This is a genomic window from Staphylococcus sp. OJ82 (assembly GCF_000294465.1).
GTDB classification, from domain to species: Bacteria; Bacillota; Bacilli; order Staphylococcales; family Staphylococcaceae; genus Staphylococcus; species Staphylococcus equorum.
Map to the genome: position 1 here is coordinate 278,488 of NZ_ALPU01000001.1, position 25,789 is coordinate 304,276.

The following is a 25,789-nucleotide window of genomic DNA, read 5'->3' on the forward strand; positions in this document are numbered from 1 at the left end:
GAATAAGGTTTTATAAAATATTATGAATAAAATGATATTTATACATTTGAAATGTAATAATGATAGGCTCTTTATTTTTATATGTCGTAAACATTTAATGAAATAATTAATTATAAAATTTACACCACCTAAATCTATTTATATATTATAATTGAATGGAATAGAGATAAAGGTGGGATGTTATGGTATACCAAAGTGAATTTGCGTTAGAAACTGAAATGATGGAACAGTTAAAATCTAATGGCTATGAAACTGTAACGATTAGAAATGAACAACAACTATTAGATAATTTCCGTTCGATTTTAAATGAACGTCACGCCGATAAATTAAATGGGGACCCTTTAACAGATAAAGAGTTTCAACGCTTGTTAACTATGATTAATGGTAAAGGGATTTTTGAAAGTGCGCGTATATTACGTGATAAAATGCCTTTGAAACGAGATGATGAATCTGAAGTGTATTTATCATTTTTGGATACGAGACATTGGTGTCAAAATAAATTTCAAATTACCAACCAAGTATCTGTAGATGACACATATAAAGCGAGATATGATGTCACAATTTTAATTAACGGGTTGCCTTTAGTTCAAATTGAACTTAAACGTCGTGGCATTGATATCAATGAAGCATTTAATCAAGTGATGCGCTATCGTAAACAAAACTACACAGGTCTTTTCCGCTACATACAATTATTTATTATTAGTAATGGTATCGATACGCGTTATATCTCTAATAATGATGGTGAAATATATAAAAGTCATATGTTTTATTGGAGTGATAAAGAAAATAATCGTATTAATACATTAAATGAATTTACTGAGACATTTTTAAGACCGTGTCATATCGCTAAAATGATTTCACGCTATATGATTTTAAATGAAACAGACAATATCCTTATGGCCATGCGTCCATATCAAGTCCATGCAGTTGAAGCCTTGATACATCAAGCAACGGAAACGAGTAATAATGGTTATATTTGGCATACCACAGGCAGTGGTAAAACATTAACTTCCTTTAAAGCGAGTCAAGTATTGTCAGAACAAGATGACATTAAAAAAGTCATTTTCCTTGTCGACCGTAAGGACTTAGACAGCCAGACCGAAGAGGAGTTTAATAAATTCTCCAAAGGTTCCGTGGATAAGACGAATAATACGGCACAGCTCGTTAAGCAATTAAAGGATAAGAGCTTACCACTAATCGTTACCACGATTCAAAAAATGTCTAAAGCGATTCAGAATAATGCTGAAGCATTAGATCAATATAAGAAAGACAAAGTGGTATTCATTATTGATGAATGTCATCGTAGCCAATTTGGGGATATGCATCGCATTGTCCGTCAACATTTCAATAATGCTCAATATTTTGGTTTTACAGGTACACCGCGTTTTGAAGAAAATCAAAGCCAGGATGGTCGGAGTACTGCGGACATCTTTGGTCGCTGTTTACACACTTATTTAATTAAAGACGCGATTCATGATGGTAATGTATTGGGTTTTTCCGTGGACTATATCAACACAATTAAAGCTCAGAATATAGATACAGAGACAGACGAATTAGTTGAAGGTATTAATACCGATGAGGTTTGGTTATCTGATCAACGTGTTGAATTGATTGCGCGTCATATTACAGAAAATCATGACAAATACACAAGAAATAGACAATATTCAGCGATATTAACCGTCCAAAGTATTCCAGCACTTGTTAAATATTATGATACGTTTAAAAAGATCAGTAAGGACTATGAACATCCTTTAAAAGTCGCAGGTGTGTTCTCTTATGCCGCCAATGAAGAACGTAATGAAGGAGAAGTAGATGAGGCACATTCTAGAGAAAAATTGGAAGAAGTCATCAAAGATTATAATGATAACTTTGGCACAAATTTCGCTACGGATACCTTCCGAGAATACTTTAATCATATCTCTAAAAATGTCAAAAAAGGTGTCAAAGACAACAAAATTGATGTTTTAATCGTTGTTAATATGTTCTTAACGGGCTTTGATAGTAAGGTATTAAACACATTATATGTAGATAAAAACTTAAAATATCACGACTTAATCCAAGCTTATTCACGTACGAACCGCGTGGAAAAAGAAACTAAACCGTTTGGTAAGATTGTGAATTATCGTGATTTGAAACAAAATACCGATAACGCCTTAAAATTGTTCTCTCAAACTGAAGACACAGATCGAGTATTAATGAGAGATTATGATGAATATAAAGCCGAGTTTGTTGACGCATTAGCTGAATTAAAAGCTGTAGCATTGAAGCCTCAAGATATGGATCAAGTTCAAGATGAAAATAAGAAAAAAGCATTTGTGGAAGCCTTCCGTTTAGTTTCAAAACTCGTGCTGAGATTGAAAGCATTTGATGAGTTTGATTTTACAAAAGCAAATATCGGTATGGATGAACAAGAATTTGAAGACTATAAGAGTAAATACTTTGTGATATATGATGAAGTGAAACCTAAACGTGGTGAAGTTGAAAAAGTTTCTATTCTAAACGATATCGATTTTGAAATAGAAATCCTACGTAATGATCGAATTAATGTCTCTTATATCATGGATCTCGTCAGACAAATTGATTTAAAAGATAAGGCAGAACAACAACGTAATCGTGAACAAATTATACGTATGTTAGACAACGCGGATGATCCAACATTACGTTTGAAACGTGATTTAATTCGTGAATTTATCGATGACGTTATACCTGAATTGTCCGAAGAGGACAATATAGATGAAGCCTATATCCTATTTGAAAAATCAAAACGTGAATCAGAATTTAATCAATTTGCACAACAACAAGCAGTTGATGAACAGATACTTAAAGATATCACGGGTGAATATGAATATAGTGGTATTGTCAATCAAGATCACCTTAAGGAGCTTGTAGGTGATAAAAAATTACGAGAAAAACGTCAAACGAAAAAAGCAGTCACATCATTTGTCGAAGAAGTGACAGAAAAATATAGTAGCTAGAAAATATATCAAACCTTTGTAATAATGAATATTGCAGAGGTTTTGATATGTGCTACAAACACATAAGATAATTATATAAGCAAAGAGCATTTTAATAAATGGAGGAAATAACATGTCAATTACTGAGAAACAACGCCAACAACAGGCTGAATTACATAAACGCTTATGGTCCATCGCCAATGATTTAAGAGGAAATATGGACGCGAGTGAATTCCGTAACTATATTCTCGGACTCATCTTCTATCGGTTTTTATCAGAAAAAGCTGAAAATGAAGTTGTTGAAGCATTATCAGGTGAAGATTTAACATATGAACAAGCTTGGGAAGATGAAGCATACCGCGAAGACTTAAAAGCTGAGCTTATAGAGAATGTTGGTTATTTTATTGAACCACAAGATTTATTTAGTAGCATGGTTAAAGAAATTGAAAATCAACGCTTTGACATTGAACACTTAGCTCAAGCTATTAGAAAAGTTGAAACCTCTACGCTTGGACAAGATAGTGAAGATGATTTCATTGGTTTGTTCAGTGATATGGATTTAAGTTCTACAAGATTAGGTAACACAGTTAAAGATAGAACGGCTTTATTAAGTAAAGTTATAGTTAATTTAGCAGATTTACCTTTTGTACATAGCGATTTAGAAATTGATATGTTAGGTGATGCTTATGAATTCCTAATTGGTCGCTTTGCGGCAAACGCTGGTAAAAAAGCCGGCGAATTCTATACACCACAACAGGTTTCTAAAATATTAGCTCAAATTGTTACTCTAGGTAAAGATAAATTAAGAAATGTCTATGACCCTACGTGTGGTTCAGGTTCATTACTGCTACGTGTCGGTAAAGAAACAACAGTTTACCGTTATAATGGTCAAGAACGTAACAATACAACGTATAACTTGGCTCGAATGAATATGTTGTTACATGATGTGCGTTATGAAAACTTCGATATTCAAAATGACGATACTTTAGAAAATCCAGCATTCGAAGGTGAAAAATTTGATGCTGTTGTAGCCAACCCACCATACAGTGCGAAATGGTCTGCGGATAGTAAATTTAATGATGACGAGCGTTTCAGTAATTATGGGAAATTAGCACCTAAATCTAAAGCAGACTTTGCCTTTATCCAACATATGGTGCATTATTTAGATGATGAAGGTACGATGGCGGTAGTCTTACCGCATGGTGTCTTATTCCGTGGCGCAGCTGAAGGAGTAATACGTAAATATTTAATTGAAGAGAAAAACTATTTAGACGCGGTAATTGGTTTGCCAGCTAATATCTTCTATGGCACAAGCATTCCAACATGTGTCCTCGTATTTAAGAAATGTCGTGAAGCAGATCAAGATGTCTTATTTATTGATGCTTCAAATGAATTTGAAAAAGGTAAAAACCAAAATCATTTAACAGACGAACAAGTAGAAAAAATCATAGCAACATATAAGAATAGAGAAGCCGTAGATAAGTATAGTTATGCGGCAAATTTAGAAGAAATTGCAGAAAATGATTATAACCTTAATATTCCAAGATATGTCGATACATTTGAAGAAGAAGAACCAGTAGATTTGGAGCAAGTTCAAAAAGACTTAAATCAAATTGATGATGAAATTGTCGAAGTAGAACAAGAAATTAATAACTATCTTAAAGAATTAGGAGTGTTAAAGCATGACTAATGAAATTAAAAACATCCCCCAGTTAAGGTTTCCAAATTTTGATGGTGACTGGGAAGAGTGTAAGTTAGAAGAAATATCTGATAAAGTAACTGAAAAGAATAAAAATAATCAATTTTCTGAGACTCTCACTAACTCAGCTGAATATGGAGTTATCAGCCAAAGAGATTTTTTTGACAAAGATATTTCAAACGAGAAGAATTTGAATGGTTATTATATTGTTCAAGAAGATGATTTTGTTTACAATCCACGTATTTCTAATTTTGCACCAGTTGGACCGATAAAACGAAATAAATTAGGTAGAACAGGTGTAATGTCACCACTTTACTATGTTTTTAGAACTCGCAATATTGACGTAGTATTTTTAGATTACTACTTTGAAACAACTGGCTGGCATAAGTTTATGAAATTAAATGGTGATTCTGGAGCAAGAGCTGATCGTTTTGCAATTAAAGATTTAATATTTAAAACCATGCCAATACCTTATCCGATTATAGAAGAACAAGAAAAAATCGGTAACTTCTTTAGCAAACTTGATCAACAAATCGAATTAGAAGAACAAAAATTAGAGAAGTTAGAAGAACAGAAAAAAGGATATATGCAACAAATATTCTCACAGAAGATTAGATTTAAAGATGAAAATGGGAATGGTTATCCAGAGTGGGAAGAGAAGAAATTAGGGGAAGTAGCAAGTGTTTATGATGGTACTCATCAAACTCCAAAATATACAAATGAAGGAATTAAATTTCTTTCTGTAGAAAATATCAAAACATTGAAATCTAATAAGTACATTTCTAAAGAAGCCTTTGATAAAGAATTTAAAATTCGTCCAGAATACGGAGATGTATTAATGACTCGTATAGGAGATGTAGGCACAACAAATGTAGTTAATTCATACGATGATTTAGCCTACTATGTAAGCTTAGCATTGTTAAAACCCAAAAATATGAATTCATATTTTTTAGAATCATTAATCCAGTCTCCAAAAATTCAAAATGAATTATGGAGAAAGACTTTGCATATAGCGTTTCCAAAAAAAATAAATAAAAATGAAATTGCAAAAGTAATAGTTAATCATCCTAAAAAAGAAGAACAAGAAAAAATCGGTAATTTTTTTAGAAGCTTTGATGAATTTCTTGAAAAACAAAACCAAAAAATTGATAGATTGAAAGAACGTAAACAAGGGTTTTCACAGAAAATGTTTATGTAGGTTCTGATAAAGCCCTATTATGTAAAGTAAGTAGAAAGGAATATAAGTTATGCAATTAACAATTTATGAATTGGTCATTTTAAATTCAATGAATATTGAGGTATACAGATATCAAAGTGATAATAGAAAAGAAGTTGAAAATAAAATTGAAGAGTTAAAAGATGACTCAGGAGAAGAATATAAAGTTTTGACGTGTGGTGTTATTTCTACTGTAGGAGAATATACTGAAATACCAGCTGATTTAGAAACGAAACTTCAAGTAGAAAAATTAAAGTTGAATGGCACTAAAAAAAATTAGAAATAAACCTCTCTCACCTAGCAATGAGAGAGGTTCTAGTTTTATTAAAATAATATTATAATTTTATTTTGATAGGTAATGATTAATAATTGTCTGTAAATCATTATTAAGTACTGTTGTTATAGAGTCATCATTCATAAAATCGTCATAGATTTTATCAAGTATTTCTTCATCTTCAATCGCTGTAAAATGATATATTAGTCCTTTTATAATTGAAATATAGTTTTGCGATGCTAAGCAACTAGCAACTATTCGCCAGTCTGATTGTGTAGTGTTATGGTTCATAGATAATCCTCCTTTATTTCAGTGTCCATTTTTGTCGAGCCTTAGGATTGAGTGGATGCATAATTTCATTTGTTGCCGGATTTATGAGCTTTTTAATTTTCTTTTTGTGAGGCTTCAACATTTCCATTACTTGTTCAACACGTTTGATAACAACTGGCCGCTTCGCATAAGCTCCATAAGCTAGAATCACTGTGTCACTTTCACTTATCGCTTTCATCAAGTGAATGTCTGTGTGCTCATCGTATGGCTCTTTAATATGTTTAAGGTTTTCTGGTGTTTTAATATTTGAAAATAGATTTACAAGATATACAGCACCGTATCGTTCTGAATTCGCTAATTGATTGAGAATGAGAACAGTTGTGAGATCAAGTGATAATACACCATCTAAATGAGGGTACATTGTTATGACGGTACATGCGGGTTTCTTTTCATCCCAAGTCTTTTTGAGTAAGTAGCGGTGTTGTTCATCATCGCTAAATATGGCTTCTGTGTGTATCGTACTTTTGATTGTATTCATCATCGTCACTCCTTTTAGTATTCTTCTGGTAAAAGCATCACATAATAAAAAGCGTCTACATCATCTTCACGGATGACGTAGACTTTCTTAGGTAATGCATTTTGATTTTTCATATAGTTTGTATAGTGATATTCCAATTTGTATGCAGGTTGTTCTTGTTCATGTATGATTGAGAGTATAGTCTCATCTTCTTGCAGTCTAAAAATGTGTAGGTAATCTGTATCAGGTTGATTATCTCTTTCTTTTACCATATTCCAAAGTAAGATTTGAAGGTCTAGAGATAGGTGTTCACTAATGCCTTTTGTGATGTATCGATTGATTTTCATACTATTTTCCTCCATTTTGCTTTTCTTTCATGATGTCAATTATTTCGTTAATGACTGTAACAGATATTTGTGCCACTTTGATCCAATTATTCATGGTCATTCCCTCCCTCTTTTAGTAGATGACGTTCATCAATAATCGTATTTTTAGTATCTGTGAGGTAGAGAAAGTCCATATCAAAATGATCTAGATAACCAATACTGATGAGTTGATTATTAGCATACATTAGAAATGGATAGATACTTAGCTCATGTAGCTCATCATTATAGTAGGTATAAGTGTCAAGTGTAAGATGCGCAAGAGGAGAATGCTCTACAAAACGAGTAGGGAGTATATTTTCTGCTGCTTCCTCCAGTGCTTCACATTCCCATGTTTCATTGTTAGATAGTTGGAATAGACGAGTTATATATTGTTTGAGCTCTTGAGTGGTTATTTTCATATCATTGCCTCCTAGATAGTGTGATAGTGATGTAGTTGATATACATCATTGGGATAATATATATTTGATTTGTCATTTATTACGAATCCCGGTGGGAATAAGAGAATATCCCAATCGAAAATCATCACAATTGTTGATATGACAAGGAAATCCCGTTATCCCGCTCATTTCTCAGGAAATATAGCCATATATTTATATAATTTGGATTTGTAGGAGTAATTGCGACTTACTTTTTCTTTTTATATTATTTATTTATAAATAATAATGGGATTTTGGGATTACGCTTGCGTAATCCTTCTGCTACATGAAGTTATTGAATCCCGCTGTTATCCCGTTGACATTTTATTTTGGGATGTTCTTTCGTCATATCAATATAAGCTTCATATCGAGTTATGACTGATTAGTTTGTTGAAATATTTGATAGATGCGTGTTATTGAATGACGAAAGGACAAGTATGTTTATATTATATTTTGAGAAAGAGGGTTTGAGGTAAAAATAAAGACGAAGTGCTGAGACGCACTTCGTCGAGAGAAGAATGATTAAATTTGATTTTGTAGTTATTATAATTTTGATTCTAATTGGTGGACAAGATGAGTTAGCATTGTATTAATCGGTGTAGGTATATTAAATTCTTTTCCATAAGCAGCTATTTGTCCATTAAGGTAGTCTATTTCAGTTAAGCGGCCATTTGAATAATCTTGATGCATTGATGGGTAATGAAGTCCTTGAGCTTCTTTTGGATAGGCTGATACAACTTTTTTAAAAAGCTCATTACGATCCAAATGAATGTCTTTTGCCTTTGCAACTGCGACAATTTCATCAATAATTGGCATAATCATTTCATCTGATTGTGCATAATTACCAAATTCGTAAATGGTTTTGTTTAATATCGTACATAGAGGATTTAAAACACTATTGAGTGTAGCTTTAGACCATATTGATTCGAATACATTGGAACTAATTTGTGCATTCAAGCCAGAGTCATTGAATATTTGAAGTATAGTATTAGCTTGTTCATCTACTTCACCATCTGCTCTTTGTAGATATATAGATCCTTCGCCTTCGAGTAATAATTGACCTGGCCCGCGCAGTCCAGCTGTCCACATAGTTACGCCAAGATAGATTTGTGATAGCGGAACAATTTGTGATAATCGCTCTTCATGACCTAAGCCATTCATCATACTTAATATAGCTGTCCCACTATGAATACAGCCAGCTTCTTGTAAACGTTGTAACATCTCTTCAGATTGCATAGCTTTGGTTAATATTATGATGAGATCAAATTCAGCTGAAACATCTTTGGTTAATATTGCGGGAATGTTAATTGAGTAGTTATCAGTTTCTGTTTTAATGTTCATGCCATCTTGATTAATTTGATTAACATGCTCTTCCCAATTATCTATAAGTGTTACGTCATAACCAGCTTCTTTTATAGAAATACCAATTCTTCCACCCATTGCGCCTGCACCTGCTATGGCTATTTTGTACATAAAATACACTCCTTAGCTATTTTTAGATTTTATAATCAATATTACAATATAATTGAATTATATCATTTTAGACCTTTTAGTGAATTGTTGCGCAATTCTTTGATTTGAACCATCATTCAGTTGGTTATCATATTATGGTTTTTAGTATTATTTGAAAATCCCATTGAAATTCAGAAAATATCCCAACCGAAATGCATGCTCATTGTTGGTATGACGAGGAAATCCCGTTATCCCGCTTATTTCTCGGGAAATATAGCTATATATTTATATATGATTTGGATTTGTAGATGTCAGTACGACTTACTTTTTCTTTTTATATTATTTATTTATAAATAATAATGGGATTTCGGGATTACGCTTGCGTAATCCTTCTGTTACATGAAGTTATTGAATCCTGTCGTTATCCCGTTAACATTTTATTTTGGGATGTTCTTTCGTCATACAATATAAGCTTCACATTGAGTTGTGACTTGTTAGTATGTTGAAAAGGTTCGTTAGATGGGTGTTATTGAATGACGAAAGGACAGTACATAGATATTAGATTTGAAAGTAGAGTGTTTTAGGCAAAAACAAAGACGAAGTGCTGAGGAGCACTTCGTCTAGATTATTATTATTGAAAAGTTGTTTAATAATTTCATTATTAAGTTTTAGTGTAACGTAGAATTGCTTTTTATGATTCTCATCTTTACGAATGTCAATACGGTCAATAACCGTTAGGTACAAAGCTTTGAGCTGTGATTTATCCATGGATTCTATATTTTGAAATATTCGTCGTAATAGGGCAGCGATTTGTTTCGTATCGTAAGATGTTTTTTCTTGGTTTTGTTGGTGCTTGAGCTGATTCATTTGATTTGTAATGTCATTGAGTTGTGTTTCATATTGATGAATAGTTGCTTTCAATGCAGATGTTAAGTCTGGATTATCTTCGATGGTTTGAATTAGATTTTTTAGTTTAGTGTTTATTTCATCAAATTGTTGTTGCTTATAGGCAATATCATGATTGAGTCCAGCTACATCGACTTGATTGTCTTGATTAACGCGTTCGACAACTTGTTTGAGAACTTTATCGCTTTTGACAATTTCAAGTATTTGATCCATGACGTATTTCTCAATCACCTCAGCTCTAACACTATTCGCAGAACATACCTTTGAACCTTTGTTTCGGAAGTTACTACAAGAATAATAGCGTATTCGCTTCTTGGTACCATCTTTCAATGTGTTCGTTGTGTTACTAGCTGCCATTGGTGCACCACATTGTGGGCAGTGAATAATACCCGTTAATAGATTGGTTCCTTTTCCATGAACTTGAGGTTTTTGACTAACTTGTTTCATACGTGAATGTACTTTATCCCATAGTTCTTGACTAATGATAGGTGAATGCTTCCCGTCAGCTACTACAGGAGTATCATTGAGACCTTTACGTCGCTTTTCATTCCAATCTTTGTACTTCGCAAATTGAATTTTACCAATGTAGAATGGATTGACTAAGATATAGGTTATTGAATTAATGCTAAAAGGATTACCTTTTTTAGTAACATATCCTTTGTGATTGAGGGCATTGGCAATTTTACGATAACCATGTCCTTTGGCATAAGATTCGAATATATATTTCACGATATTCGCTTCATGTTGATTAATCATCAGTTCGTGTTTATTATCAGGTATTTTGTCATATCCTAGTGGCAAATTCCCTTGATAGTAGCCTTCTTGTGCACGTCTAGTTTGGCCCATGAATACATTCTCGACAATGTTATTACGTTCGAATTCTGAGAAGCTCGCAAGTATTTGTAACATGAGTTTACCCGAAGAAGTGTTGACTTCCATACGTTCAGACAAACTGAAAAATTCGACGTTCTGTTTATGCAAATCCTCGACAATTTTGAGTAAGTCTGATGTATTACGTGCCAATCGGTTTGTTTTGTACACCATGACACAATCGATATGACCTTCATTCGCATCCTTCAACATACGTTGGAGCTCAGGACGGTTCATAGATTTTCCTGAGATACCACGATCGGCGTATATATCTTTGACCTCGAAATGATGAAAGTTACAATATTCTTTGATTTGATTGATTTGTCCGTCGATACTATAACCTTCTGTACTTTGCATTTCAGTGGATACACGGACATAAATACCGACACGTTTTTGTTTGAGTTGTTGCATAGATGATTCATCCTTTCTTGTTTAGGCAGTTGATGATTGTACCGCTTGATTAACAATGTTTAGTGGCTCATCTTTTAAATAGATGCCGCTTAGTTCTTTATTTTTAGTAATATGAATTTCATCAATATAGGGATGCAGCATGTTTAACGTGAAACTTTTCTGTATAACCTTTTGTAGTGATGCTTTTATCCGAATATCACTTATTGCTTGTATAGGTTTATTCTGTAGATTAATTGATTGGGACTGTTCTCTGAATGTTTCTACATCAATTGTTCCTTGAGCTAATTTTTCAATGAGCTTTTCATGAGTTAATGTGTTATTAGTATTATGCATTTTTTGTTTTTTGAGCTGTTTCTCAATAGCGTGTTTGATTTTCGAATAGAGCTGTTGGTCTCGAAAGAATTTTTGGCAAGATTCTAAGACCTGTTTTTCTATGTTTTCAGCGTTTATGCCTTTAAAGTCACATGCAAAACGTGATGCATTCATGTTTTTAGGACAGACATAATAACGTAATGAATGATTGGTTTTTCTAATGGTCATGTTGGTAAGGGTTGAACCACAACAAGGACATTTTATTTTTTGTTTGAGTTGGTTTTCTGACGGCTTACGTTTGACTTGTTTCTGAGTTCGGGTAACTTGAGCTTCTTCGTATATCGTTGTACTGACAATAGCTGGGAACATGTTTTCATATTGTCCGTATTGATTGATAACACGGCCACAGTAATTAGGGTTAAGGATAATATTACGCACTTGATAGGGCTTACGATTAATGAATTTATCATCAGCTTCTAAGTATTGTGCAATTTTTTTATAACCATAACCTTGAAGGTAATAATTGAACACAGCTTTTATTGTTGGTGCTTTTACTGTGTCTATCATGAATGTTCCATTATGGTAGTGATAGCCAAATGGTGCATGTGTTGTAATCATTTTACCTTGTTTCGCTTTTTCTTTGATTCCATTTTTGACTTGTTCGCCTATATTATCGGATTCTAGTTCGGCCAAGCTGATGAAAATATTGAGTTTGAGCCGATCGAATGCTTTATCCATATCAAAATAGCCATCATGAACGCTTAAGATATGAACATGGTATTTTTGACATAATTTCATGAGTTTTAATGCATTTTTTAGATTACGATGAAGTCGATTCAGACGATAGCAACATAATACGTCACATTGTCCTTGTTGAATCAGTTCAGTAATTTGTTGGTAACCATTGCGCTTATCAGTACGTCCTGATTGTTTATCGCTATAAAAGGTGATGTGTGGAATATTATGCTTTTTGGCTAATGCCTTGATGGTTTGTTTCTGTGCTGCTAGAGATTGTTGTTTGAGTGTACTTTGACGTAAGTAACCCATTGCTTGTTTCATCTTATTTCCTCCTTCCAAAGTGATAATATATATTTATGAACGAATTTATAGATAAGCCCAACACCTGGCTGGTGTTGGGCGTTATTATTAGTCATCAGTGTGATTGATTTCTTCAATCACTAAATCAGCGAGTAATGTGATTAATTCGTCCATATTCTTCCTCCCAATTGACTTTGATAGTAGTAAAAGTGTTATACCAACATTGGAAATATTGTAGTGAATTCAATTTTTCGCTTTGAGCAGATTTGGTCCAACTCAGGATAATCTTCATAGGTGCCCCAAAAAACAATACGTTTAGGTTTGACGTGCTTCAGTTTAATGTCATTTATTAATTGGCTATCGTCGTCATAATCTTTTGTGATTTTGTAACCATGTTCTTTACAATATGCTTTTACAGTATCAATAGGTTCGTCTAAGTAGGCTTCTCTTTCATCTGTAATGTCATGTGCTAATACAATTACATTCATAGTTAATTCCTCCGGTTGATTTAATGAGCTACAACGCATAGAGCGTTGTAGCGGTATAATATTCAAATTCATATTTCTAAATCGTCATTTGCTTCTTTTTCTTTCGCTTGTTTAATAAAATTATTAAGCAAATCTGGATTTGTATTAACATCAAATTGCGGTGATGTGAAAGTTTCTGTATTGGAACTTAAGCCAAAAATAGATGCAAGTTCTTTATCCAATTTAAGATGATAGAATACTATCGTTTTTGATTTGCCCGTTGCATCTTTGACACTCCGCTTTGTTGTCTTACGACCTCGGTCAGATTCCATATAACCATTTTCTTTTAAAGCTTCAACTACATTGTCAGTGTCCTGAAATTGATTATTTTTAAGCATCTCTTTGAAAACTTTGGCAATTATCTTAACTTGTATATGGTAATCTTTAAGTTCTATGAGACCGAACCCCTCCAGCATATTTGATAATCGACCATCATCTGAAAATTTATTTCTGTACTGTGCTACAAATTGGACAATTAGTTCGATTGCTTTATCGGACAGAGACCTTTCGCTTACCGAATCTGAGTGGTAATTCACTAGGTATTCTCTAACTGCATTCAAATCGATAGGGGTTACGATAACACGTTCTAATATTCGTGCTGATGTCGTAATGGTGGCGTAGCGCTTGAACATACGTATGCCTACATTGTTTGTTTCATTGTTAAGTTGTGTTTTGAACCAATCGTGTTCTCTATGAAACCAATTGATTACTTCAGATTCACGATTTAGAAGATATTCAGCTACTAACGGCATTATGTGTCCATAGTTTTTTGATGTTCCTTTTTTAATGGCGTCTGCATTGTCAGCACTTGTTGTAAAGACATCAGAAATTTCTATACATCTTGCTCTCAGACCGTCATTTGCACTAGCATCTTTGAATATTGTGTGTTCTGCTGTACTAATCACACTAGATCCAAAGTGGTGAGGATTCTTTACATTTCCTTCTCGATTAGCACGTAGACGACCTTGCCCCTCTGCTAGTGAATAAAGTAAACCATTTGTATCTTTAAAGGTAGCTGCTGATAATTCATCTAAGGCAATAGGAACACCAAAGTTGTTACTTAAGTATCCTTCAATTGCATTACGGGTGCCGTTCCAACCTCTGAATAATGTTTGGTCACCTTTAGATGGGTTACCTGCTATTGAAACTGCTAATGCCGCTGCAGTCGATTTACCCGTACTAGAGTTCCCCATAAATGAAAATATCGTGCCAAAATATTCGACTTCATGCTTTGTTTTTAAGAACGCAGTCACTAATGAAGAAACACCAAATATCACAGCAAGCTCCAGTAACAAGTTTCCTTTTACTTCATCAAGATACATTTGCCACCAGCCTTCAAAAGTGCCCTTTGGTTCTAAATCGTATTTAGATTTACACATAATTGCATTTCTTTGTTCATTAGCGATACTTTTATTAAAATGAGCCTTATTCAAAGATATAAAAGGTACATTGTTGTAATTTAGTACACCGACACCTTCCTTTAATGTTGAAATCGGTGTCTTAGCCCGCATTTGTTGTAATGCAAATCCTAATTGTTTGGTGTATTTTTCATTAATACTAAAACCATATTTAATTAATGAAGGTAGTTTAAAGGAAGATAAAATATCAGCGTCTTCAACTATTTCAATTTTATCTAAATCCGATAAAACAATTTTTTCAATTTTAGTGATTGGATCAATAAAACGTTTTGTAATCACGATTGCATTGGACATACAAAATGTTTTGTAATCATCGCCTTTAGTTTTAGGCGGGATGGAAATAAACCATCCCGTTAAAACTAAAAACATTTGACCAACCGCAAAAAGTGTTTTGTTTGTGTTCATTTTATATCACTCCTAGATATCAAAATATTTGATAGATAGTTGGTTTCTTATTAATAATAACTACAGGTGCTTTTGGATAATTTTTAACCCAAGCATTATATCTTCTACCTGCTTCGCGCTGGTCATCAGTACTACAGACTATGCCTGTAGCGATTTTCAAATCAGAAAAAGTAAATGTCGTACCTTTTTTTAAATAAAAAGTTAATGACTTTGTACTTTCGTAAAGCATATTTTGCCTTTTTTTAGACATGATTTACTCCTTTCCACTATGCTAGCAATAGCTTAAATTTAGCTTGGCCGATTAGCTATAGTGTTATTGTATGTTGTAATATCAATATTGGCTAAATACATCTTTACAAAAATAAATAAGCGTAAACCCTGCATTTTTGCGGGTTTACGCTTATTTAATAACTGTCAACAAAGTATTTAGAATAAGAATATAATTTGTAAAGAAGTTTTCAATTGTTCTTATGATTATATGGGTTTGTCAGGAATTTTATTTTTTATTATTTCTAGATTGAGCCAATTTTGAAGTGTATTTCTTCATTAAGTGCACATCTTCAAAGAACGAAAGTAATGTTTTAGATTTTAGAGTAGCAAGGACATTTACCTGAATAAAATTTAAATCATTAGGTATGCAAACGTCATTATTGTTTATTCCTTCTATATCTTTGTAAGAATAGTTTTGAAGTACATTTGCTAACTGCTCATTTAGTGTGAAAATATCAAATAAACAATTTCTACTGTGACATGAATACATGCATTGTTGTATGTAATCAACAATTTGCTTTAAATCGTCAAAGCCTTTGAAATAATAAATGAAATAATCTTTATATAGTTGGTGTAGTACATATTTTGAATTTGGAAAATTATAATGAAAATCTAATATTCCAATATAATCATTTTGTAATTCGCCATAACTTGATGAAATTGAATCTATTTGATCTTTAGTTCCAATAATTAGATGATTGTTTACTAATTCACTTAATTTTGAAATGAAAGAATTGAAATCTTTATTTAATTTTTTTTACTATCGTCTTGTTTGAACAGAATATTGAAAATCCCTTCACTTTTAATATTTTTGGGAGACAATGAATTAGGCTTATTAATATGAGTATTACTTATAAATGATAAATAAGTATTTTGATTATTTATTTTTTTAATAAAACAAAAGCTAACAATTAATAATGCATCAAAGAAAGTATAAACTTTGTTGCTAAAATCATCATCAGCTTCAGTTTTGACATGTAGTAGTACGCTTTCAACATGTCTATTTAACTCTTCAACTTGAAACTCAGATGTAGACGTGAAGTAACTTTTATATGTAGCGATGAAACTTGCCTTTATGTCAGCTAAAGAGTATTTGATATTGTAAAAATCCTTAGGATTATCATTGAAAAAATACTCTTGAGATAACCCATATGTAAGTAAACTTAAATCCTTGCTATTATCGGTTATTTTATTGAGAACTGCTTTGTTAGCATATCTAATTTTAAGATTTTTTAATCTGGCTTCTATAATGCTTGGCTTGCTTATAGTGACAGGTTTTGAAGTTGCAAAATTGAAGACGTTTCTTATATTCAAATAGTGCCCTCCAAATGTTTGTTGTATTTTAATCTCTCGTTTTTCTTTTTCTGATAAAAATATTAATGAATCTTGCATTAATAAAAATTTTAGATAATTAGTAATTGTTTCATTTTGTACATTTATAAACTTAGATATAATCTCATTTTTTGTAGCAGTAAATTGTTCATTAACAGAAGTTTCATCATAATAATCTACTAACCACATGTATAGTCCTGAAAATAAACGTTCTGAAATGACAGAAAAACTGCCTAATTTACCAAACTGAGATATTAATGTACTAAAGTCATCTTTTATAATAATTTCATACTGACCATATTGAAATCCATCTTCTAATTTTGAATCAGATGATATTATAACGTCGTTGGGAAATTCGAGGTTTTTTGTGGCTTTATTAAATAGGCTTGCAAAAGCCTTAAGTATTTCACTGTTTGAATTATTTACTATAAACATAAGAATCCTCCATTTTAGATGTTAATAAACGATAAATTTGTGTAAGATAACAATTTATTCAATCGGTTTATTAGCATTTACTTCTATTTAAATATAAGCTAAGATAGTTATATAAATAAGGGAACGTACGTTCTGTTTTAGAGGGGATGTTTATGAAATACAAAGTTAAATCATTTAAAGAATCGCATGAAGTACTCGATGACTATAGAGGGAATAGTTTATGGTTATTTAGGGGCCATAGTAATGAAAAATGGGATTTAGTACCAAAAGCAGGGCGTTCGCCGTATGACAAATACAATGATGAAGAAACTTTTTATGCATGGAAACGTCAGGCTATGATTTTCCTTAAGGAGTCTTATAACGATTGGGATATGTTAACCATTGCCCAGCATCACGGGTTAGCGACAAGACTATTAGATTGGAGCTTTAATCCTTTAGTAGCAGCATATTTTGCTGTGAAAGACTTTGAGAATTGCGATGCTGTTATTTATGCTTATTTAAAAAAATCAGATATTAATGTAAAGGAAGTGCATCCATTTGAGAGTAAGGGGATAAAGAAAGTAAAACCAAATGGGTTAGCAACAAGAATAGTAAGACAAAGTGGTATTTTCACAATTCATGAACAACCAACTGTATCTATTGAAGATAACTTATCGAAAAAAGAAGAATTAATTAAAATTATAATTGATAAGCGGTATAGAACAAGATTAAGAGAAGAATTATCATATTATGGAATAAATGAATTATCGTTATTTCCTGATTTAGATGGATTAGCAAGCCACGTGAATTGGATTATGGAAGCACAACCATATGGATTAAATAATATAACAGATGAGTTAAATTCGATTAATGAATAAATGGAATGGGGAGAATAATATGAAAGAATTAGAAAAAATACTTAAAGAGCCAAAGGTGTCAGAAGATGTAAAGAGAATAGTGCAATCAATGAATAAGGATGGTTTGCAATTATTAAATGATTACTATGATGAAAAATCTAATTTTTATCAACGAGCTAAACCGGAGCTCATTGCAAATGAATTCTATGCTGACCCTAATATAATTAAAAAATTATAAATGATAACTATACACAACGAAGAGTACTTATATTAAAAAATATTAAAAACTAACTTTTTATTGAGATAAAAAATTTAATATATTAATCATTAAATAAATGGACGTTTACAATATATAATTATTCGTTTAAACTAAAAAAAGAATGCTAAAATATTGGACGCCTAAGTCTAAATTAGGGGGAATTATAAAGATGAAAAAAAAGATAATTTTACCAGCCGTACTCACAAGTGTTTTAATGCTAACGACTGCTTGTTCAAACGACTCAAATCAAAATAGCTCAAAAGACGCAGGTGATAAAAAACAAACAAGTCAATCAAAGGACAAAAAAAATCAAAAAACTTATAGTAATATTGAATATCCTAAAGATGGCGTGAGAGGGATTTACGTTAATGCAAATTCTACAAAAGGAGAAAAGTTTAAAGAACTAACAGAATTTATTGAAAAAACGGATTTAAATACGATGGTAATAGATGTTAAAGATGATTCGGGTAATGTCACTATTAATTTTAATACTGGGAATAAACAAATTGATGATAATACAATAGATCTTGTGGACGCTAAGCCTTTATTAAAGAAAATGGAAAATAAAAATATTTACCCAATTGCGAGAATCGTTACCTTTAAAGACAAAAACTTAGCTGAAGCCCACCCCGAATGGACGTTTAAACAATCAGATGGTTCTGTATGGGAAAGTGATGGCGGAGATAAATTTGTAAACCCATTTAAGAAAGACGTATGGAAGTATAATATTGATGTTTCAAAAGAAGCAGCTAAAGCTGGGTTCAAAGACATCCAATATGATTATGTTAGATTCCCAGAAGGCTTTGAAAATGTAGAAAGTAGTCTGAAATATGATAAAGGTGATTATAAAGATAGCGACTTGAGTGACGTGGACCAACGCGTTGATACTATTAGTCAATTTTTAAATACAGCTCATAAGGAACTTAAAGACTATGATGTTAAGGTCTCAGCTGATGTTTTTGGTTATGCAGCGATGGTTGAAGAAGCCCCAGGTATTGGGCAAAGTTTCCTTAGAATCTCCAAAAATATTGACGCTATTTCATCAATGATTTATCCATCTCATTGGAGCCCTGGAGATTTTGGTTTAACTACACCCGACAAAGAACCATATAAAACGGTGGATAGATACTTAGATAAAGAAACTTCTGTATTAAATGAATTAAATGACAAGAAACCACAATCACGCCCATGGTTACAAGACTTTACTGCACAATATCTTGGCGAGGGTAACTATAAAGACTATGATAGCCAAGCTGTAGAAGATCAAATTCAAGCTCTCAAAGACCATGGGATTAATGAGTTCTTATTATGGAATGCGGCGAATGATTATACAGAAGGCGTCGATTACACACCTAACGTAAATAAAGAAATATTAGAACAAAATAAAAAAAAGATTGATGATGAGTCAAAAAAAGATGAAAGTGATAAAGAAGCAAAGTCTAAATAGATATAATGAAAATTTAATTTATTAGAATCAGAACGTATTTGTATGAAAAACAAATCAATAAAGAAGAATGAAATGTTATTTAAATAAAATAAATACACTTTAGAGAGTGCCGCAACGTAAATTTATATACGTTGTGGCATATTTATAATGATATTAATTGAATAAGAGCCAATAAAATAAGACATTTAAACTTTAATTATAAGTGAGCCGCAAAGCTCTATAACAAACAAAATTCAAGATTTATCTTAATGCAGTAATAGATAAAATAGACAGTTGTGTAATGAAAGTAATATTAGCGAATTCATCATTTCCATATATTCACCAAATAAGAGTATTTTATACATTTTGTTCATATTTAATTCACAAAACAAGTGTTTAATAGAATTAAAGATAGTATGAATTTTCAAAGTAGAACTGAAGGCAACGAAGGTACTGAAAGCAACGAAGGTACTGAAAGCAACGAAGAAACAGTTATAGTACAACCAGGTCAAACATTATCAGAAATAGCAGAATCAAATGGAATGACACCAGAAGCATTAGCCGAAGTAAATGACTTAAATGTAAATGATGTTATATATCCAGGCGAAAAACTTTATATAACTGAAGAAGCATCTAACACTGAATCAAATGGGTCAACAGAGCATATGGACAAATTACCTGAAACTGGTGAAAATGATTCTATGCTTGGTACGTCATTATTTGGTGGTTTAGCATTAAGCCTTGGCGCACTTTTATTAGGAACACGCCGTAAAAAACAAAATTAATAAGTTACAATAAGCTTAAATTTAAAATTTCAAAGGGAGACTAAGTATAATAAAAACTTAGTCTCCCTTTTTATTAAGGGGATATAGTAATGAAACGATGGCAAAGTCGGCTTTTAACGTTTATTGGTATTTTATTAATACTTATTGCTATTTTTTTATTTTTAAAACCATATATAGAAAATTATTTTTCTAAACAAGATGATGAGACAAAATAGAAAATTATAATAAACAATCAAAAGATGATGAGAAAGTGAAGATACCTAAAGATAAATCTGAAATGGTGGGGTACATCTCAATCCCAGATGCTGATATTAAAGCACCTGTATATCCTGGCGCTGCTACACCTAAACAATTAGATCGAGGTATTAGCTTAGCAACAGAAGACGAATCATTAGACGACCAAAATATCTCTATTGCAGGTCATACGAATACAAACCAAAGTGATTATCAATTCACAAACTTACCCGAAGTTAAGAAAGGGAGTAAAGTTTATTTTAATGTAGGTGACGAAAAAAGGAAGTATCACATAACAAAAGTATTTGACGTAAAGCCAGATGACGTAGATGTTTTAGATGAACAAGATAAAGAAAAAAACAATTAACTTTAATAACCTGTGATAATTATAATGAAGAAACAGGCCAATGGGAAGACCGCACCATTTATGTAGCAGAAGAAATGTAATAATCACAACTTTTGATAGATAACTTAACAAGTAAATCACTTTCTTTGGTTTGTTTAATCATTATAAAAACCGCATCATTAATCGATACGCAGAACCCTATAATAAATAAAGCTAAAAGTTGAGTTGTACAATATTTATTGTTTTAAATGAGATAGTATTTCAATATTGCTATTTGAATAAATTTATATAACCTATATAATGAGGATGAATAATTAGAAGAAAGGTGAATTTAATGAAAAAGTTAAGGTATAATAATTTAAATAATAAAACCAGATTAAATCATCAATTTAAATTTTCTAGTGTGGCCCTCATTATTAGCACTTCTTTAATGGGATATAGTGTGACTTCAACACCATCAGTAGAAGCAAAAGATAAGGCTGATTTAAATATTGAGACACATTCGAATAGTGAAAATACGCTAGAAAAACGCATTCAAGAAGGTAAAGAGAAAATTGATAAACTAAAAAACATTAAAGATAGTCAGAAAGATGCTTCTATTAAAGAAATTATAAAAGCTAAAAGTACAGAAGAAGTTGAAGCAATATTGAAGAAAGCAAAAAAGGTTGATAATAAAATCATTGAACAGAATAAAGTGCAGAGTCATTTAATTGAAAATGACAAAAAGGAAGTATCTGAAGATAAGGAAAGTGTAAAAAGTGAGTTAGATGGTCAAAAAAATATAGCTTCTTCTGTTAAAGAAAAGTCTAACCATATTGAAGAACAAGATAGTAATGAATTGTTCGATCAAGAAGGTCTGCAAGATAATACGTTTGATGCTAATTTAAATCAAAGAGATACAAAGCAAGATACAGCTCATTTGTTTGATGATAGTGTTAATTTTTCCAATTTAGTTGATAGGGGTAAACTAAATGAAGAAAGTAAAGATATAGCAAATATGAATGATAGTGAAGAAAATAAAAATACAACTTCAGAAAATGACAAAAGCGCTGTTAAAGAAAACAACCAAGACGGTTTAGCATTTAAAGATACATCTAATACTGAGAGTAATCAAATGCAACAATCATACGAAATTAAAAAAGACATCGATAAAGTTACGACAAACCATTCAAAAGTAAAAGATAATTTAGATTATTATGTCGAAAATAAAGAAAATAATTTAAAGATATTGGATTCAAAGCTTTCTGAACGAGACTCAATATCTGCTAAAAACAAAGAAAAATTGAAAAAAGAAATAGAAAAAACGCAACAAAGTCTAAAGAAACAAAATGACGTTGTATTAAATCATTTACAATCTGTAAATAATGAAGAACAAGCTGTAAAAGATATTGTTAGTGGTACTTTTGATGAAAAGAGTGCACAATCTATTTTAGAACGTATAGATACAAAAGGTAAAACAGATCAACAAATCGCGAGTCAAGTTGTTAGTGAGTTAGATAACTTATCTACTACTACGAGTGATGATATTTTAAAATCTATGTTTGATAAAACATCTGATAAGCAAGAACTTATTAAAACGATACTATTAACTAAATTTGATCATATAGATACATCAAAAATCGTTGGTGAAATAATGCGTAAAAATCCGAGTAACGAACAAATTGTAGCTTTAATCAAACATCATTTTGGGGACAATGTTACAAGCGATGATATTTTAGAAAATATATTGGACCAATCTCATGATAAACGTAAAGCTTTAGAAACAATGCTAGCTACGAAATTAAATGATGCTAAAGCTAAAGCGCTTGCTGACGTTATTGCCAAAAAAGAAGATTCTAAGCATAACTTATTAAATCTAATGAAATCGGGAATTAATAATGAGTTGAATGATTTATTAAAGGCTGATAAAGATATAAGTAAATTTAAAGATGATATGCATGGTTTGTTTGAACCATTAAAATATACGCCAAGTTTATCAAATAAATTTGATGGGAGTTTGTTAGACAGAGATGAACAGATGCGAAAATTAAGTGGAAATTCAAAATTACTTGGTACACCAAGTCTATTTGACGATTTATTCAATAGAAATAGTATATTAGATGGAATTAAGGATATATCTAATCCTTCGCCTGGGCGTGCTTTATCTCTAGGTGATTCCTCGGGTAGCTTTTTAAGTGGTTTATTTGACAATAATGGTGATTTTTCTTTACCTGATACAGGAACAGTAGTAAAAAAATCAACGATTCCATTAGGGATTCTACTTTTCATTATAGGTGGTGGATTAATATGGTTCACCAAACGAAATAAATCGAAAAATTGTAAATATTAAATTATAACGTATTTAGTACGAGTTAATTCATATAGTATATTTAAAATGCTCCATTCAAAGTTCCACTTACTAGTGTTCACTTTGAATGGAGCATTTGTATTTTGAATGATTAAAAGTTAAATTAAACACTTTAATAAATAAAATAAAGGTAATATTTAAATTTACTAGTTATTACCTGTAATGTAACTCAATTCAGTTGCAGCATCTGCATCAATTGTTCTATAAGAAACGATACCAAGTCCTTTAATGTTTGATTCTGATATAACGATAGAACCATCATCGTTAACTTTTTCTACAAAAGCTACATGACCGTAGATCTGGTCTGCTCCTTGTTGACCTGCCTCAAATACAACGGCAGTGTGAGATTTTGGTGTTAAAGAAACAGCATAATCTTTTCTTTCTGCTCGATTATTCCAGTTTCGTGCGTCGCCTAAATCACCACTCACATATTTGTCGAACTGTGCCATGCGATTATAAACATACCATGTACATTGCCCATGAGGATAAGGAGAGTCATTTGTTGTTTCTGAAAATGGTTTGAAAGCTGAATCATAATCATCGTTGTTCGCTTTGTAGTTATCTAAATCAGGCATTTTTTTATTATCAAACTGTGTTAAGTCATAGTGGTTGATAATACTATTTAATTTGTCCGCGTATTGTGAATCAGTCGCGTATGTGGTAGCCAAATGCATTGTTGCTGAACGGTAACTATAAGCTTCACTTTTCCATGTTGGTTTATAAATGTCCTGATTACCATCGATGCCCTGTTTGATTAAATTGGCATAATCTTCCAATGATTCTTTTTTGCTTGGATAGCTACGGAAGTTTGCTGAAATTTGGAACGTATGGTTGCCATTATCTTCGAGTGTATTAAATGTAGCCGACTGACCTTCATAAGCTCCTTTTATTCCAAATAAATTGAAATGTGGTGAACTAGCAAGATCGCTAGTGCCTGAGTCAGATTCTAATATGGCTTGGGCAATCATAACAGATGCATAAATATCTTCATCTTGACCTATGTCGTGAGCGTCTTGTGCAACTGTTTTAATAAAATCTCGTGTATTTTTACTTTCAGTAATTGTTATATCGTTAGAATTGTTATTACCATCCGATAAATTTGGCAATTGTTGGAAAGTTGCAGTAGATCTGATGTTTGATTGGTTTATGTCGTTTTCAAATGATTGAGCTGGCTTTTCTTTTTTAGCTAATTGTGATTCAGAAGGTAATTGAGGGTTAGCATTTGTATTCGATGCCTGTTTCTCAGAATTATTTTCCTTACTTTTACTATTTCCATTTGATAAATCATCTTTTTGAGCATCATATTGTTTTTTATTATTTTTAGCATCTTCACTATACTCGTCTAAAATTGCATCTAATACTTTATCGTCAGATTTTGTATCTAATTTATCAGCATTTTCGTTATCACTGTTGGCATTATCGTTTTCAGTAGCAGGTGTGTCATTATCTTTGTTGTCTAGATCATCAGCATCATTATTTGCTTCTTCATAAGATTGATCTTGTTGGGAGGATTGTTTTGACTCACCATCATCTTTTTTTTGATTTTTATCAACTGGAAGTTTGTTTGATTCAGACTTATTATCTATATCATCGTTCTCTGACTTCTCCGATGACTGTACATCATCAATGTCATCTTGTAGTGAACCCTTATCACTATTCTTTTCTAAATTGTTAGTATTTGATTCGTCACTATCATCCGAATATGTCGTATTTGGATTTATTTGATCTATAGATGTATTATCATTGTGACTGTCATTCTTCTCGTTTTGTACATCGTTATTCTCTATAGTAGAAGTTTGTTTCATTTTATTATTAGAGAACAGTTGATTTAATAATTCAGATAGCCCATCCTTGTCACTCCTAAAAGGTTCTGGCTTGAAAACATTCAAACTATCATAAGACGATGAATCATTAAATGAATTTTCAAATGAACTTGGTATTTTTTCGTTGGATGATTCATTATCAGAAGTTTTATGTCTTTTATTATTAATATCTTCTGTAGTCCTTTCATCTTTTGTACTATTTAACTTACTCTTGCGTTCACTATTTTCCTTTTCATCACTAGCTTTATTCTTTTCATCATTTCCATTTTTTGATGAATGTGATTGCTTAGCTTGCTCCTCATCTTTTTCCTTATACACGTCATTTGATTCAGAAGTTGTGGCACTTTTTTCTAAAGATTCGGCACTAACATCGTTGATAGAAAATGATGGAATAAGTAAAGAAGTTGAAAGCAAACAGACTAATAATTTTTGTTGCTTCATGAAAATACCTCTTTTCTAAAATATATTATTTTGCTATGTACAAACTATGGTTTGTCTTGGTACACTGTAAATAGACTTAGATTTAGTTGATACGTATCAACTATAAAATGGATAGACTTTGTTAATGCATTCAGTATATCAACTTATATGAAATTAACAAATAGTAATTTTAAATTTATGTAAG

General features: G+C 31.8%; 21 protein-coding genes and 1 pseudogene. 10 read left to right on the forward strand and 12 right to left on the reverse strand.

Annotated features, from left to right (window positions below; genetic code table 11):
• The first annotated feature begins 182 nt into the window (after window positions 1-182).
• The 4 genes from SOJ_RS01290 to SOJ_RS01305 all read left to right on the forward strand — a co-directional run bounded on the left by SOJ_RS01290 (window position 183) and on the right by SOJ_RS01305 (window position 6,149).
• Window positions 183-2,975, forward strand: a complete 2,793-nt coding sequence (locus SOJ_RS01290) for a type I restriction endonuclease subunit R (RefSeq protein WP_002506248.1) — start codon at window positions 183-185, stop codon at window positions 2,973-2,975.
• A gap of 112 nt (window positions 2,976-3,087) precedes the next feature.
• A complete protein-coding gene (locus tag SOJ_RS01295; protein ID WP_002506249.1) occupies window positions 3,088-4,644 on the forward strand; it encodes a type I restriction-modification system subunit M in 1,557 nt (518 codons plus the stop codon).
• The gene (locus tag SOJ_RS01300; protein ID WP_002506250.1) at window positions 4,637-5,851 is read left to right on the forward strand and encodes a restriction endonuclease subunit S; all 1,215 of its coding nucleotides are present in this window, start codon (window positions 4,637-4,639) and stop codon (window positions 5,849-5,851) included. Before SOJ_RS01295 ends, SOJ_RS01300 begins: the two co-directional genes overlap by 8 nt.
• 49 nt (window positions 5,852-5,900) lie before the next feature.
• Window positions 5,901-6,149, forward strand: coding sequence for a hypothetical protein (locus SOJ_RS01305; RefSeq protein ID WP_002506251.1), 249 nt, complete (start codon window positions 5,901-5,903; stop codon window positions 6,147-6,149).
• A 63-nt stretch (window positions 6,150-6,212) separates the two neighbouring features.
• Here SOJ_RS01305 and SOJ_RS01310 read toward each other — a convergent pair whose 3' ends face one another.
• The 11 genes from SOJ_RS01310 to SOJ_RS01360 all read right to left on the reverse strand — a co-directional run bounded on the left by SOJ_RS01310 (window position 6,213) and on the right by SOJ_RS01360 (window position 17,108).
• The gene (locus SOJ_RS01310; RefSeq protein ID WP_002506252.1) at window positions 6,213-6,434 is read right to left on the reverse strand and encodes a hypothetical protein; all 222 of its coding nucleotides are present in this window, start codon (window positions 6,432-6,434) and stop codon (window positions 6,213-6,215) included.
• A 13-nt stretch (window positions 6,435-6,447) separates the two neighbouring features.
• Window positions 6,448-6,951 (reverse strand): DUF1643 domain-containing protein, encoded by a 504-nt coding sequence (locus SOJ_RS01315; protein ID WP_037539356.1) that lies wholly within the window; start codon window positions 6,949-6,951, stop codon window positions 6,448-6,450.
• 14 nt (window positions 6,952-6,965) lie between these two features.
• Window positions 6,966-7,277, reverse strand: a complete 312-nt coding sequence (locus tag SOJ_RS01320) for a DUF960 family protein (RefSeq protein ID WP_002506254.1) — start codon at window positions 7,275-7,277, stop codon at window positions 6,966-6,968.
• Window positions 7,278-7,363: 86 nt separating this feature from the next.
• Window positions 7,364-7,714 (reverse strand): SAUGI family uracil-DNA glycosylase inhibitor, encoded by a 351-nt coding sequence (locus SOJ_RS01325; protein ID WP_002506255.1) that lies wholly within the window; start codon window positions 7,712-7,714, stop codon window positions 7,364-7,366.
• Window positions 7,715-8,275: 561 nt separating this feature from the next.
• On the reverse strand, window positions 8,276-9,205 hold the full coding sequence (locus SOJ_RS01330; protein WP_002506256.1) for a ketopantoate reductase family protein: 930 nt from the start codon (window positions 9,203-9,205) through the stop codon (window positions 8,276-8,278).
• Between the two features lie 537 nt (window positions 9,206-9,742).
• Window positions 9,743-11,371: a cassette chromosome recombinase CcrB gene (gene ccrB, locus SOJ_RS01335; protein WP_002506257.1), complete on the reverse strand. Its 1,629-nt coding sequence runs from the start codon at window positions 11,369-11,371 to the stop codon at window positions 9,743-9,745.
• A 21-nt stretch (window positions 11,372-11,392) separates the two neighbouring features.
• Window positions 11,393-12,742 (reverse strand): cassette chromosome recombinase CcrA, encoded by a 1,350-nt coding sequence (gene ccrA, locus SOJ_RS01340; protein ID WP_002506258.1) that lies wholly within the window; start codon window positions 12,740-12,742, stop codon window positions 11,393-11,395.
• 191 nt (window positions 12,743-12,933) lie between these two features.
• Window positions 12,934-13,209, reverse strand: a complete 276-nt coding sequence (locus SOJ_RS01345) for a hypothetical protein (RefSeq protein WP_002506259.1) — start codon at window positions 13,207-13,209, stop codon at window positions 12,934-12,936.
• 68 nt (window positions 13,210-13,277) lie between these two features.
• On the reverse strand, window positions 13,278-15,071 hold the full coding sequence (cch1, locus tag SOJ_RS01350) for a cassette chromosome replicative helicase (protein WP_002506260.1): 1,794 nt from the start codon (window positions 15,069-15,071) through the stop codon (window positions 13,278-13,280).
• Between the two features lie 19 nt (window positions 15,072-15,090).
• Window positions 15,091-15,321 carry a cassette chromosome ssDNA-binding protein gene (ssb, locus tag SOJ_RS01355; protein WP_002506261.1) on the reverse strand — a complete coding sequence of 77 codons (231 nt, stop codon included), beginning with the start codon at window positions 15,319-15,321 and terminating at the stop codon, window positions 15,091-15,093.
• 767 nt (window positions 15,322-16,088) lie between these two features.
• Complete coding sequence (locus tag SOJ_RS01360; RefSeq protein WP_002506263.1) at window positions 16,089-17,108, reverse strand: hypothetical protein; 1,020 nt, start codon at window positions 17,106-17,108, stop codon at window positions 16,089-16,091.
• 152 nt (window positions 17,109-17,260) lie between these two features.
• On the opposite strand from SOJ_RS01360, the gene SOJ_RS01365 reads away from it, so the two are divergent.
• The 6 genes and pseudogenes from SOJ_RS01365 (at window position 17,261) to SOJ_RS01390 (ending at window position 23,323) form a co-directional block, all read left to right on the forward strand.
• Entirely contained in the window at window positions 17,261-17,965 is a 705-nt protein-coding gene (locus SOJ_RS01365; RefSeq protein WP_002506264.1) for an FRG domain-containing protein, read from the forward strand.
• Between the two features lie 19 nt (window positions 17,966-17,984).
• Window positions 17,985-18,182 (forward strand): hypothetical protein, encoded by a 198-nt coding sequence (locus tag SOJ_RS01370; RefSeq protein ID WP_002506265.1) that lies wholly within the window; start codon window positions 17,985-17,987, stop codon window positions 18,180-18,182.
• A gap of 190 nt (window positions 18,183-18,372) precedes the next feature.
• Window positions 18,373-19,650: a putative glycoside hydrolase gene (locus SOJ_RS01375; protein WP_002506266.1), complete on the forward strand. Its 1,278-nt coding sequence runs from the start codon at window positions 18,373-18,375 to the stop codon at window positions 19,648-19,650.
• A 395-nt stretch (window positions 19,651-20,045) separates the two neighbouring features.
• Entirely contained in the window at window positions 20,046-20,414 is a 369-nt protein-coding gene (locus SOJ_RS01380) for a LysM peptidoglycan-binding domain-containing protein (protein ID WP_037539358.1), read from the forward strand.
• An 89-nt stretch (window positions 20,415-20,503) separates the two neighbouring features.
• A pseudogene (gene srtA, locus SOJ_RS01385) lies at window positions 20,504-21,095 on the forward strand (class A sortase SrtA).
• Between the two features lie 233 nt (window positions 21,096-21,328).
• Window positions 21,329-23,323: a GA module-containing protein gene (locus SOJ_RS01390; protein WP_002506270.1), complete on the forward strand. Its 1,995-nt coding sequence runs from the start codon at window positions 21,329-21,331 to the stop codon at window positions 23,321-23,323.
• Window positions 23,324-23,487: 164 nt separating this feature from the next.
• Here SOJ_RS01390 and SOJ_RS01395 read toward each other — a convergent pair whose 3' ends face one another.
• The gene (locus SOJ_RS01395; protein WP_002506271.1) at window positions 23,488-25,605 is read right to left on the reverse strand and encodes an amidase domain-containing protein; all 2,118 of its coding nucleotides are present in this window, start codon (window positions 25,603-25,605) and stop codon (window positions 23,488-23,490) included.
• Window positions 25,606-25,789: the final 184 nt, after the last annotated feature.